Annotated in this window: 8 protein-coding genes; 4 read left to right on the top strand and 4 right to left on the bottom strand. The window is 70.4% G+C overall.

Annotated elements, in window-relative coordinates; all coding sequences use genetic code 11:
• Window positions 1-76: 76 nt before the first annotated feature.
• Window positions 77-529 carry an acyl-CoA thioesterase gene (locus ACSQ9E_RS29770; RefSeq protein WP_436176143.1) on the bottom strand — a complete coding sequence of 151 codons (453 nt, stop codon included), beginning with the start codon at window positions 527-529 and terminating at the stop codon, window positions 77-79.
• A 223-nt stretch (window positions 530-752) separates the two neighbouring features.
• Here ACSQ9E_RS29770 and ACSQ9E_RS29765 point away from each other — a divergent pair, with 223 nt between their 5' ends.
• Complete coding sequence (locus tag ACSQ9E_RS29765; protein WP_436219933.1) at window positions 753-2,711, top strand: methyl-accepting chemotaxis protein; 1,959 nt, start codon at window positions 753-755, stop codon at window positions 2,709-2,711.
• Window positions 2,712-2,720: 9 nt separating this feature from the next.
• Here the strand turns inward: ACSQ9E_RS29765 and ACSQ9E_RS29760 are convergent, their stop codons facing one another.
• A complete protein-coding gene (locus ACSQ9E_RS29760) occupies window positions 2,721-4,070 on the bottom strand; it encodes an ATP-binding protein (RefSeq protein ID WP_436219932.1) in 1,350 nt (449 codons plus the stop codon).
• Window positions 4,067-4,807, bottom strand: a complete 741-nt coding sequence (gene ompR / locus ACSQ9E_RS29755) for an osmolarity response regulator transcription factor OmpR (protein WP_057200577.1) — start codon at window positions 4,805-4,807, stop codon at window positions 4,067-4,069. Before ompR ends, ACSQ9E_RS29760 begins: the two co-directional genes overlap by 4 nt.
• Window positions 4,808-4,972: 165 nt before the next feature.
• Between ompR and ACSQ9E_RS29750 the strand changes: the two genes are divergently transcribed.
• Window positions 4,973-5,296 (top strand): hypothetical protein, encoded by a 324-nt coding sequence (locus ACSQ9E_RS29750; protein ID WP_057200576.1) that lies wholly within the window; start codon window positions 4,973-4,975, stop codon window positions 5,294-5,296.
• Between the two features lie 64 nt (window positions 5,297-5,360).
• Complete coding sequence (locus tag ACSQ9E_RS29745; RefSeq protein WP_057200575.1) at window positions 5,361-6,329, top strand: alpha/beta hydrolase; 969 nt, start codon at window positions 5,361-5,363, stop codon at window positions 6,327-6,329.
• Window positions 6,330-6,332: 3 nt separating this feature from the next.
• Here the strand turns inward: ACSQ9E_RS29745 and uvrA are convergent, their stop codons facing one another.
• The gene (gene uvrA, locus ACSQ9E_RS29740; protein WP_436219931.1) at window positions 6,333-9,425 is read right to left on the bottom strand and encodes an excinuclease ABC subunit UvrA; all 3,093 of its coding nucleotides are present in this window, start codon (window positions 9,423-9,425) and stop codon (window positions 6,333-6,335) included.
• A 191-nt stretch (window positions 9,426-9,616) separates the two neighbouring features.
• Between uvrA and ACSQ9E_RS29735 the strand changes: the two genes are divergently transcribed.
• On the top strand, window positions 9,617-12,313 hold the full coding sequence (locus tag ACSQ9E_RS29735; protein WP_436219930.1) for a PepSY domain-containing protein: 2,697 nt from the start codon (window positions 9,617-9,619) through the stop codon (window positions 12,311-12,313).
• Window positions 12,314-12,471 lie beyond the last annotated feature (158 nt).

The following is a 12,471-nucleotide window of genomic DNA, read 5'->3' as shown; positions in this document are numbered from 1 at the left end:
TAGGCGGGAGCCGCAGACAGTGCTGTAGCACGGCAAGGCGAACCAACGACGTTATACGGTTGAAGGCAAATCCGTATCAGTGGGCCGGCGCGAGGTGCAGCCGCGCCGCATCCACCTGCGCGTTCACTCGTTCGGCCAAGGCCATGTCGCCCGGGGTCTCGGGCGAGAACTTGTCCACGGCACGGGGGGCGCTGTCTTCATCCAGCGCAGCATAGACGGCCACGCAATGGGTGACTTGGCGCAGCTCCTTTTCCTGGATGCCACCGCTGCGCACCTCGACCAGCATGTTCATGCTGGTCTCGCCCGTGTGGGCCAGGCTGGCCTGCACCTCCACCAGGTCGCCCGGGTGGATGGGCCGGTCGAAGCTGGCACTGCCCATGAATGCCGTCACGCACGTCCCACCGGCCCAGGAGCAGGCGCAGGCGAAACCCGCCTCGTCCATCCAGCGCAGCACGGTGCCGCCGTGGATGCGGCCGGATGCCGAAGGGGCGGTGTGCGACGCCAGAAAACGCAGGGTGATGGAATGCATGCGGAACTCTCCTCGGAAGGTGCCCCGGTATATCCCATTTACCGCCAGGTGCCCTGTAGGAACGCACCGCCACCCACCGAACGGCCGTGTTGGGGCGACCTGCGGTGCAGCGCGGCGCATCTGGCATGTCGCTTGCTGAAAGGCAGGCGTTCCTCCCCTGTTCCCTGACCCGGCCCCGCGCCGGGCCCGCAACCTCGCGCATGCACCGGCTGCCGCTTTCGCCATGACCTCCCTGAACCGTCTGAACTTGCTCCAGAAGTTTCTGATCCTCGGGCTGATCGCGCTGGCGATGACGGCCCTGCCCACCTTCATGTACATGCGCGATGCGCTGCAGGACATGGCTACCGCGCGCCAGGAGGCGCGGGGCGCACCGCCGTTGCTGGCGCTCAACAAGGTCGTGCAGGGCATGCTGGTGCACCGGGGTCTTTCGGCCAGCATGCTCGGCGGCAACGAGGCCCTGGCCGCCCGCCGGCCTGCAGCGCGCGAGGCGGTGGAAAAAGCCCTGGCCGACGTGGCCACCCGCTTCGCCGAGGCGGGCGTGCCAGCGGCCGACGAAGCCACCTGGAAGCAGCTGCGCCAGACCTGGCAGGCCCTGGAGCAGGCAGTCGCCGCGCGCGGCCTGCAGCCGGCCCAGAGCACGGCGCAGCACACCCAGCTCATCGCCGCGGTGATGCGCCTGAACGAGACCTTGCTGCACCACTACGGCTTGGCGCTCGACCCCGGGCAGGACACAAGCGCCCTCGTACAGGCCTCGCTGGTGCACGTGCCCATGCTCGGCGAAAAGCTCGGCGTGATGCGCGCCCAGGGTTCTGCCGCACTGAGCGGCAAGGCCCTGGCGCCCGAAGGCAAGGGCGGCCTGATGGCATTGCAGCAGCGCGTGGTGGAACTGCAGGGCGACACGCTGCGCAGCCTGGAGCGCGCCATGGTGCACAACCCGGTCTTCCGCCATGCGCTGGGCGGCCCGGCACAGGCGGTGAACACCCAGGTTCAGCAGGCACTGCAGCGCGCCGACAGGGAGGTCATCGGCGCAGCCGAGCTCTCTGCGCCGGCCTCGGACTACTTCGACGAATTCACCCGCACCATCGACGCGCTGTATGCGCTCAATGCCCAGGCCATGGACCTGCTCAACGGCGCGCTGCAGGAGCGGGTCTCGGGCCTGCAGCGCCAGTTGCTGTGGCAGCTCGGCCTGCTGGCCGTGGCCCTGGCGGTGGCGGTGGCACTGGGGCGCACCTTCGTGCGCTCGATCACCGTGCCGCTGGCGCAGGCGGTACAGCTGTCCAATGCCGTGGCCCAGGGCGACTTGCGCGGCACGGCCACGGCCCACGGCACGGACGAGGTCGGCCAGCTCATGGCGGCCCTGGTGCAGATGCGCCGCCAGTTGACCGACGTGGTGAGCCAGGTGCGCGGAGGATCCGAAGGCGTGGCCACGGCCAGCGCCCAGATTGCGCAGGGCAACAACGACCTCTCGGCGCGCACCGAGAGCCAGGCCAGCGCGCTGGAGGAAACCGCTGCCTCGATGGAAGAGCTGAGCTCGACGGTGCGCCAGAATGCGGACAGCGCGCGCCAGGCCAGTGCACTGGCCGGCAACGCGCGCACCATTGCAGTGCAAAGCGGCGATGTGGTCACCCAGGTGGTGCAGACCATGCAGGACATCAGCGCCTCGTCGAAGAAGATCGCCGACATCATCGGCGTGATCGATGGCATTGCCTTCCAGACCAACATCCTGGCGCTCAACGCCGCCGTGGAAGCCGCACGCGCGGGTGAGCAGGGCCGGGGCTTTGCGGTGGTGGCCAGCGAGGTGCGCAGCCTGGCCGGGCGCAGCGCCGAGGCGGCGCGCGAAATCCGCACGTTGATCCACGCCAGCGTGGAGCGTGTGGAGCAGGGCAACCTGCTGGTGGAGCGCGCCGGCGGCACCATGCACGAGGTGGTGGCCGCCATCGGCCGGGTGAACGACATCATGGGCGAGATCAGCGCCGCCAGCCACGAACAGTCCCTGGGCGTAGCCCAGGTGGGCGAGGCCGTGACGCAGATGGACCAGGCCACGCAGCAGAACGCGGCCCTGGTCGAGGAGATGGCAGCGGCGGCAAGCAGCCTGCAAGGCCAGGCCGAAGAGCTGGTGCAGGTGGTGTCGGTGTTCCGCGTCGGGGAGACAGCCCCGGCGTCCGCACCGCGGCTGCGCTGATTCCCCCATCTACGTCGGGCGCGCCAGCACCAGCCGCGCGCGCAGGCCGGCGCCCGGAGCGCTGTGCAGCTCCAGCGCGCCACCATGCGCGCGTGCCACGCGCTCGGCAATGGCCAGGCCCAGCCCGGCCCCCGGAATGCCTGCACGTGCGCCGCCACCGCCGCGCACGAAAGGCTGGCGCATGCGCTCCAGCTCGGCGGGAGGGATGCCGGGGCCATGGTCCGCCACCTCGATCCACACGCCAGCCGCACCGGCGCCCGTTCTCAGCACCACGGGCGCAGCGCCATGGCGCCAGGCGTTCTCGACCAGGTTGTCCACGGCACGCCGCAGCGCTTGTATATGCACGGGCACCGCTGGCGTTGATCCCGGCTCCAGCCGCACCGCGCGGCCATGGTCGGCCTGCGCCTCGGCCACGGCCCGGGCCAGTTCATCGAGCGAGGCGGCCACGGGGGCCTCGCCGTCGCCCAGGCGCGCGAAGTCGAGGAACTGGCCGACGATGGCATCCATCTCCTCGATGCTGCGGGCCATGCTCGCAGCCAGCGGCGCGTCCAGGTGCGCCTGCGCAATCTCCACCCCCAGGCGCAGTTTGGTCAAAGGGGTGCGCAGATCGTGCGACACGCCGGCCAACATCAGCGCACGCTCGCGATCGGCTTCGGTCAGGCTGCGCGCCATCTGGTTGAAGCTGCGCGCCACGGTGGCGATCTCCTGGGGCCCGTCCTCAGGCAGAAGGGCGGGCGCCTGGCCCTGTGCCAGGTGCTGCGCCGCAGTGACCACCCGGGCCAGCGGCCGATTCAGGTGGCGCTGCAGCCACCAGGCCCCGAGCAGGGCCAGCAGCACGCCGGCAACCGTGGCCAGGAGCCAGGCACCGGTGAACTCGCGCGTGGGGAACACGCTGGGCAGACTGAGCCAGTAGTCGGTGCCGCCATGCGCCACGCGCAGCGCCAGCGTGCCCGCACCATCGCGGCGCCAGCGCGGCCCACCGGCCGCGCTGGCCTCGGCCAGGTCCAAGCGCCGCGCCACCGCCTGCACGAAGCGCTGCTCCAGCGGCGACAGCAGGGCGCGCCGGCGAAGGGACGGCGGCTCGTCGGATTCCAGAACAGCCTGGGCCGCCTGGCGGTTGAAGGCCTCGACAAAGGCGGCGCGCTGTGCGGGCGGCAGCACGTCCAGCCCGGCGCGCAGGGCGGCCACATTGCGCGCCACACCGTCGGCCACCTGGGCCACGCGCGGCTGCAAAATCATCTGGCGCACCAGCACCACAGCGCACAGCTGGCTAGCCACCACCAGCGCCGTGATGAGCAGCAGGTTGCGCCCCAGCAGGCTGCGCGGCCACCAGCCCTGCGCAGGCGCCGTGGCGGTCATGCATTGCCCCCGGTCGGCGCCGCACCGTCCGGCATGAAGACATAGCCCACGCCCCAGACGGTGCGGATGTGGCGCGGCTGCGCCGCATCGGTCTCGATGAGCTTGCGCAGGCGCATCACCTGCACGTCGATGCTGCGGTCGGTGGCCTCGTGGTCGGGCCCGTAGGCCAGGGCCATCAGCCGGTCGCGCCCGAGCGGGCGGCGCGGCTGCTGGGCCAGGGTCTGCAGCAGGGCGAACTCACCGCTGGTCAGGGGCACGTCCTGGCCGTCGCGGGTCAACCGGCGCTCATCCACCCACAGCGTGAAATCGCCAAACCGGATGATGCCGCCAGCCTGCAGCGGGCCGGTGTGCGCCCCCAGCATGCGCTGGCGCCGCACCATGGCCTGCACGCGGGCCAGCAACTCGCGCGGGTTGAAGGGCTTGGGCAGGTAGTCGTCGGCACCCATCTCCAGGCCGATGATGCGGTCCACCGGGTCGCCGCGCGCCGTGAGCATGAGGATGGGAATGGTCTCGCCCTGCGCGCGCAGGCGCCGGCAGATGGACAGGCCGTCCTCGCCCGGCATCATCACATCGAGCACCAGCACGTCGAAACGCTCGCGCGCCAGCAGTGCATCGAGCGGGCCGGCGCCATCCACGGTACGCACGGCATAGCCCTGGTCGCTGAGGTAGCGCTGCAGCAGGGCGCGCAGGTCGGGCTCGTCATCGGCCACCAGGATACGGGCCAGGGCTTCGGTCATAGGGGAGGGCGTGCAACTCAGGATGGGGCAATGGTAGGGCGCAAGGCCCTGCCGCAGGCCACTTCGTCATGCTTTGTCATACATCGGCCCATCCACGCCACAAATGGCTCACACCTGGGCGCCAGAGTCGGGGCATCCACAACCCATTGCCCCAGGAGCCGACCCATGATTTCTTCCTCCACCCGCACGCTGGCCGTGGCCTGCCTGCTCGCCGCGGGCCTGGTGGCTGGTGCCAGCGCCCAGGCCGCGCCGCCCGGCCAACGCACCCAGCAGATGCGAGAGGCGCGCGAACAATTGCACCAGCGCTTCATGGCCGCCGACAAGGACGGCAACGGCCAGCTCACCCGTGCCGAGGCCCAGGCCGGCATGCCGCGCGTCTACAACGCGTTCGACCAGATCGACACCCAGCGCAAGGGCTTCGTGAGCGAGGCCGAAATCACCGCCGCCATCGCCGCGCGCCTGGCCAGCCGCAAGGGCACGCCGCAGTAGCCCCTCTAGCCAGCCCCACCCCCCGTTTCCGTCCATTTCACTACCATTGCAGGAGAACACCAGCATGACCACCCCCCCCGCTTTCCGCCTTCGCACCTGGGCCCGCCGGGCCGCATTGCCCCTGGGGCTGGCATTGGCCTCGCTCGCTGCCGTGGCTCCGGCCCATGCGCAACCGATGGATCCCGGTAGCTTCTTCGACGATGCGGGCGGCGGCACCGTGACCGCGCTGCCGGCCGGCGTGCAGCGCATCGCCGACGTACCCTATGGCCCCGACCCGCTGCAGCGCATGGACGTGTACCTGCCCAGCACCCCGCGCAGCAGCGTGGACGGCCCCGCACCGGTCATCTTCATGGTGCACGGCGGCGGCTGGCGCACGGGCGACAAGGCCATGTCCCGCGTGGTGCAGGAGAAGGCGGCGCGCTGGGTGCCGCGCGGCTTCGTCTTCATCTCGGTCAACTACCGGCTGCACCCGGCCGTCGACGTGCTGCAGGAGGCCATCGACGTGGCAGTGGCGCTCGACACCGCCCAGAAGCAGGCCGCGCAGTGGGGCGCCGACCCCGCAAAGTTCATCCTCATGGGCCACTCGGCCGGGGCGCACCTGGTGTCGTTCGTCAACGCGCATGCGCCGCTCTTGCAGCAGTTGGGCGTCACGCCCTGGCTGGGCACGGTGTCGCTCGACAGTGCGCTGCTCAACGCCCCGGTCGTGATGTCGCTGCCGCACTATCCGCTGTACGACGAGGTGCTGGGCAGCGATCCGGCCTTCTGGCTGGCGATCTCGCCCTACCAGGCCGTGACCGGGGCTCAACCGCCTTACCAGTTCGTGTGCTCCACCAGCCGCCCAGACCGCCCCTGCCTGCAGGCGCAGGGCATGGCCGCCCATGTGCAGGCCCTGGGCGGCCGCGCCGAGGTGCTGCCGCAGGACCTCACGCACGGCGAGATCAACGCCAACCTGGGCCTGGAGAGCGGCTACACGCAGGCTGTCGAAGCCTTCATGGGATCGCTAGATCCGGTCGTCGCGCAGCGCCTGCGCTGAGCTTCAGGCGAGGTAGCGCGCCAGGTACTTGCCCGTGTGGCTGGCCGGGTTGGCCGCCAGGTCCTCGGGCGTTCCTACGCCCACCACCATGCCGCCGCCGGCACCGCCTTCAGGGCCCATGTCGATGAGCCAGTCGGCCGTCTTGATGACGTCCAGGTTGTGCTCGATGATGACGATGGTGTTGCCCGCGTCGCGCAGCTGGTGCAGCACCTTGAGCAAGAGGTCGATGTCGGCGAAGTGCAGGCCGGTGGTCGGCTCGTCCAGGATATAGAGCGTGCGGCCGGTGTCGCGCTTGGAGAGCTCCTGCGCCAGCTTCACGCGCTGCGCCTCGCCGCCCGAGAGCGTGGTGGCCGCCTGGCCCAGGCGGATATAGGACAGGCCCACGTCGAGCAGGGTCTGCAGCTTGCGCGCCAGGGCCGGCACGTCCTTGAAGAAGGCGAAGGCGTCCTCCACCGTGAGCTCCAGAATCTGTGCGATGTTGCGGCCCTTCCAGAGCACCTCCAGCGTCTCGCGGTTGTAGCGCTGGCCGTGGCAGACGTCGCAGGGCACATAGACGTCGGGCAAAAAGTGCATCTCCACCTTGACCACGCCGTCGCCCTGGCAGGCCTCGCAGCGGCCGCCGGCGACGTTGAAGGAAAAGCGCCCGGGCCCGTAGCCACGTTCCTTGGCGGTATTCACCTCGGCCATCAGTTCGCGGATGGGCGTGAACAGGCCCGTGTAGGTGGCCGGGTTGCTGCGCGGCGTGCGGCCGATGGGCGACTGGTCGACGTTGATCACCTTGTCGAAGTACTCGATGCCCACGATCTCGTCGTGCGCGGCCGGCTCTTCGTGGGCGCGGTAGATCTGGCGCGCCACGGCGGCGTACAGCGTGTCGTTGACCAGCGTGCTCTTGCCCGATCCCGAGACGCCGGTCACGCAGGTCAGCAGGCCCACGGGGAAGTCCACCGTCACGTTTTGGAGGTTGTTGCCCGTGGCGCCGGCCACGCGCAGGGCCTGCACGGCGCCCTGGCGTGCATGGTGGGCGGCCATGCGCTCGGCGCGGCGCTTGCTGGCCTCGGTTTCGGGAAAGCGCGACTTGCCTTTGGCCGGCGCAGGGGCCGGCGCGACCGCCTCCACCACCGGCAGCCAGGGCGTGCGGCGCCGGGGCACGGCGATGGACAAGGTGCCCGACAGGTACTTGCCGGTCAGTGATTCGGGGTGGTTGCGCACCGTGTCGTAGCTGCCCTGGGCCATCACGCGGCCGCCATGCACGCCCGCGCCCGGCCCCATGTCGATCACGTGGTCGGCGGCGCGCATCATGTCCTCGTCGTGTTCGACCACGATCACGCTATTGCCGATGTCGCGCAGGTGCTGCAAGGTGGCGATGAGGCGGTCGTTGTCGCGCTGGTGCAGGCCGATGCTGGGCTCGTCGAGCACGTACATCACGCCCGTGAGGCCCGAGCCGATCTGGCTGGCCAGGCGGATGCGCTGCGCCTCGCCGCCCGACAGCGTCTCGGCGCTGCGGTCCAGACTCAGGTAGTTCAGGCCCACATCGTTGAGGAACTGCAGCCGCGTGGTGATCTCGCGCACCACCTTGTCGGCGATCTCGGCCTTGGACCCCGAGAGCGACAGGGAGCGGAACCAGCCGTGCGCGTCGTTGAGCGTGGCATGGCTCACCTCGAAGATGGCGCGGGCCTGCTCGCCCTCGCCCACCTTCACGTGGCGCGCTTCGCGGCGCAGGCGCGTGCCATGGCATTCGGGGCAGGGCTGGGTGCTGCGGTAGCGCGCCAGGTCCTCGCGCACCACCACCGAATCGGTTTCGCGGTAACGCCGCGCCATGTTGGGCAGGATGCCTTCGAAGGTGTGCTTGCGGCTCAGCACCTTGCCCTTGGAGGGGCCGCTGTCCATGATGTAGCTGAAGGCGATCTCCTCCTCGCCCGAGCCGTGCAATACCGCGTTCTGCACGTTGGCGGGCAGCGACTCGAAGGGTGCCTCGACATCGAAGCCGTAGTGCCGGCCCAGGCTCTCAAGCATGGCGAAGTAGTAGCCATTGCGCCGGTCCCAGCCCTTGATGGCACCGCTGGCCAGGCTCAGCGTGGGAAATGCCACCACGCGCAGCGGGTCGAACACCTCGCGCTGGCCGATGCCGTCGCAGGCCGGGCAGGCGCCCATGGGCGAGTTGAAAGAGAACAGGCGCGGCTCCAGTTCGGCCAGCGAGTAGCTGCACACCGGGCACGAGAACTTGGAGCTGAACAGGTGCTCCTGGCCCGAATCCATCTCCAGCACCAGCACGCGGCCATTGCCCTCGTTGCCGCCCACGCGCAGCACGGCCTCGATGCTCTCGGCCAGCCGCTGCTGCATCTCGGGGCGCACCTTGAGGCGGTCGATCACCACGTCGATGCTGTGCTTCTCGGTCTTCTTGAGGGCTGGCAGGTTCTCGTATTCGTAGATCGTGCCGTCCACCCGGAAGCGGATGTATCCCAGCGCCTGCATCTGCGCGAAGACCTCGGTGAACTCGCCCTTCTTCTCGCGGGCCACGGGGGCCAGCAGCATCAGGCGCGTGTCCTCGGGCAGGGCCAGTACGGCGTCCACCATCTGGCTCACGGTCTGGGCGGCCAGCGGCAGGCCGTGGTCGGGGCAGAACGGCGTGCCGGCGCGCGCGTAGAGCAGGCGCAGGTAGTCGTGGATCTCGGTCACCGTGCCCACGGTGGAGCGCGGGTTGTGGCTGGTGGCTTTCTGCTCGATGCTGATGGCGGGCGACAGCCCCTCGATCAGGTCGACATCGGGCTTGTCCAGCCGGCCCAGGAACTGGCGCGCATAAGCCGACAGGCTTTCCACATAGCGACGCTGGCCCTCGGCATACAGCGTGTCGAAGGCCAGGCTCGATTTGCCCGAGCCCGACAGCCCGGTGATCACCACCAGCTGGTTGCGCGGGATGTCGAGGTCGATGTTCTTGAGGTTGTGCGTGCGCGCCCCGCGGATGCTGATGCGCTGCTCCCGCAGCACGCGGGCCAGGTAGGCGCCGTCGGAAGATCGGTCGTCGTCGGCGGCAACAGGGTCGTTTTTCACGGGGGCGGGCTCAATGCAGGACAACCCACCATGATAGGCCACCGGCATGCCCCGCGCAGCCGCCACGCTGCTGCCAAAGCACAGGCCGTTGCCGATGCAACCGGAAATGACGGCCAAGGCCGACCTGGCGCTACGGGCATGCAGATAGCATTAAAATAACAATCATTCTCATTTAATCGCTTTGTCGCCGGGGCACGCCCCATGCCCCGGCGGTGGATCGCTCTCCCCTGCCGAGCAACATGGCCAGCGAACGCACACTTTCCGCCGCATCCACCACGCCCGACAGCGCCGTGCCCGTGTCCAGTCCCGATGCGCCGACCCGCAGCCGCCGCTGGCACCTGCCGGCCCTGCCCACGCTGCGCCAGGCCTGGTTCCAGGTGCACTGGTTCATCGGCATCACCGCCGGCACGGTGCTGGTGGTCATCGGGCTCACCGGGGCGCTGCTGGCCTTCCACGAAGAGATCCTGGACCTGATCAACCCCGGGGTGCGGCAGGTGGCCCCCTTGGCGGGGCCCATGCTCACCCCGCAGCAGACGGTCGACGCGGTGCAGCGTGCCGGCCGCAGCGAGCGCATCAGCAGCGTGGCCGTGCAGGCCGAGCCGGGCGGCTCGGCACGCGTGACCTTCGTACCGCGCCCCGGCGAGCGGCGCGGCGACGTGGTCTACGTGCACCCCTACAGCGGTGCCGTGCTGGGCGAGCTGCAGGGGCATGGCTTCTTCGAGTGGATCGAGTCGCTGCACCGCTGGCTGCTGCTGCCGCGCGAGCCCGGCCGCGTGGTGGCCGGCGTGCTGGCGATCTGCCTGCTGGGCCTGTCGCTCTCGGGCCTGTACCTGCGCTGGCCGCGCAACCCGCTGCGCTGGCGCACCTGGCTGACCTTCGACACCGCGCTCAAGGGCCGCTCCTTTCTGTGGGGGCTGCACTCGGTCATCGGCACCTGGGCGCTGGTGATGTACGTGGCGCTCACGGCCACGGGCATCTACTGGTGCTTCGACGCGGTGCGCGACACGGTGGACGGCTGGGCCGGCCAGAAGCGCCCCCCGCGGGTGGCCGCCTCTGCCCGCCCGCCCGCATCGGCCACTGCGGAACCCAAGGCCCCCGAGCCCGCGCCGCCGGACCTGGCCCGCACCTGGGCCGTGTTCCAGCAACAGGCCGGCGACTGGGCCGAGGCCAGCCTGCGCATGCCCGCCAAGACCGGGCAGCCGGTGCAGGTCACCTGGCTCGCGGCCAATGCCCCGCACGAGCGCGCGCGCAGCCGCCTGTCCATCGAGCCGCTGACCGGCAAGGTCAGCGCCGAGGACCGCTATGCCGACCGCAGCATGGGCGCACGCGCGCTGAGCACCATCTACCCGGTACACATGGGCACCTATTTCGGACTGCCGGGGCGGGTGGCCATGCTGCTGGCCAGCCTGGGCCTGCCACTGTTCGCCATCACCGGCTGGATGCTGTACCTGGAGCGCAGGCGCCAGCGCCGTGCCACAGACGCTGCGCGCGCCGCGCACGGCCAGGGTGTGCCCGCCACGGTGGCCGGCAGCACTGCGGACACCCTGCTGGTGGCCTACGCCAGCCAGGCCGGCCAGGCCGAGCGCATCGCCCTGCAAAGCGCCACGGCCCTGCAGCGCGCCGGGCTGCGCGTGGCCGTGCAGTCAGTGGCGCAGCTCACCCCCGAGGCGCTGCGCGCGCACCGCCGCGTGCTGCTGGTGGCCAGCAGCTTTGGCGAGGGCGAGCCGCCCGACAGCGCCCGGCGCTTCACGCGCCTGCTGGCGCAGCAGGGCACGGGGGCCCTGGCCGGCATGCGCTACGGCCTGCTGGCGCTGGGCGACCGCAACTACGCACGCTTCTGTGGCTACGGCCATGCACTCGACGAAGCCCTGCGCAAAGGCAGTGCCGAGCCCCTGTTTCCACTGATCGAGGTGGACAGCGGCGACCCAGCCGCCCTGGCCCGCTGGATGCAGACCCTGGCCACGCTGGAGGGGGCCGAGCACCTGGCGCTGGACGGCACACTGGCCGACACCGGCCCCGAACTGCCCTACACCCCCTGGTGCCTGGCGGGCCGCGAACGCCTGAACCCCGGTAGCCAGGGCGGGCCGCTGTTCGAGCTGGCATTGACCTGTGATACCCCTGCGACCTGGCACCCCGGCGCCCTGGTCGAGGTACAAGCCCGGCACTCCGCCGAATCAGTGGATGCCTGGCTGAAGGCGGCCGGCCTGGCGGGCGCGCAGACTGTGCACCTGGCCGGCCAGCCCTGCGCCCTGGCAGACGCCCTGGCGCAAAGCGTGCTGCCCGTGCCGCCACTGCACTTTGCCGACGCCCAGGCCTGCGCCGACACCCTGGTGGCGCTGGCGCCGCGCACCTATTCAGTGGCCTCGCTGCCGCAGGACGGCGCGCTGCAGTTGCTGGTGCGCCAGGAACGGCATGCGGGCGGACTGGGACTGGCCTCGGGCTGGCTCACGGCCCACGCTCCGCTGGGCACGCTGGTACCCCTGCGTCTGGTGGCCAACCCGCGCTTCGACGCGGCACCGGGCGACGTGCCCTGCCTGTTCATCGGCAACGGTTCGGGCCTGGCAGGCCTGCGCTCGCACCTGCGCGCACGGGTGGCAGGTGGGCACCGGCGCAACTGGCTGCTCTTCGGCGAGCGCCACAGCGCGCACGACACCCTGTGCGCCGCCGAGATCGAGGGTTGGCAGGCCGCTGGCTTCCTGGCGCGGCTGGACCGCGTGTTCTCGCGCGATGGCGGCGAGCACCGCTACGTGCAGGACCGCCTGCGCTCCGCCGCCGACGAGTTGCGCGCATGGGTGGCCCAGGGCGCCATCCTCTATGTCTGCGGCAGTGCCCAGGGCATGGGCTCGGGCGTGGATGCGGTGCTGGCCGAGGTGCCGGGCGTCGATGCGCTCGACGCGCTGATCGCGGACGGACGCTACCGGCGCGACGTCTATTGAGCGCAAGCGGATGGCCGTTTGTTCTTGATCAAAGTCAATGGACAGAGGGATGGGCGAGAATCGGGGTTTGCGCCAGCCGTCCACCGAGCCCCTTTCCTTGTTCATGCCTTCCCCGGCCCCGAGTGCCGCCCCTTCCCCCTCTGCCCCCCTGCCGCCGA

Source organism: Acidovorax sp. LjRoot118 (assembly GCF_964253575.1).
GTDB lineage: Bacteria > Pseudomonadota > Gammaproteobacteria > Burkholderiales > Burkholderiaceae_C > Acidovorax.
The sequence above is the reverse complement of the archived record's forward strand: the minus strand, read 5'-3'. Positions and strand labels throughout refer to the sequence as shown.

Excerpts from the sequence above, each read along its gene's own strand:
- uvrA (WP_436219931.1), bottom strand. The coding sequence starts at position 9,425 with ATGCCGGTGGCCTATCATGGTGGGTTGTCCTGCATTGAGCCCGCCCCC.
- ompR (WP_057200577.1), bottom strand. The coding sequence starts at position 4,807 with ATGACCGAAGCCCTGGCCCGTATCCTGGTGGCCGATGACGAGCCCGAC.
- ACSQ9E_RS29745 (WP_057200575.1), top strand. The coding sequence starts at position 5,361 with ATGACCACCCCCCCCGCTTTCCGCCTTCGCACCTGGGCCCGCCGGGCC.
- ACSQ9E_RS29765 (WP_436219933.1), top strand. The coding sequence starts at position 753 with ATGACCTCCCTGAACCGTCTGAACTTGCTCCAGAAGTTTCTGATCCTC.
- ACSQ9E_RS29735 (WP_436219930.1), top strand. The coding sequence starts at position 9,617 with ATGGCCAGCGAACGCACACTTTCCGCCGCATCCACCACGCCCGACAGC.
- ACSQ9E_RS29750 (WP_057200576.1), top strand. The coding sequence starts at position 4,973 with ATGATTTCTTCCTCCACCCGCACGCTGGCCGTGGCCTGCCTGCTCGCC.
- ACSQ9E_RS29770 (WP_436176143.1), bottom strand. The coding sequence starts at position 529 with ATGCATTCCATCACCCTGCGTTTTCTGGCGTCGCACACCGCCCCTTCG.
- ACSQ9E_RS29760 (WP_436219932.1), bottom strand. The coding sequence starts at position 4,070 with ATGACCGCCACGGCGCCTGCGCAGGGCTGGTGGCCGCGCAGCCTGCTG.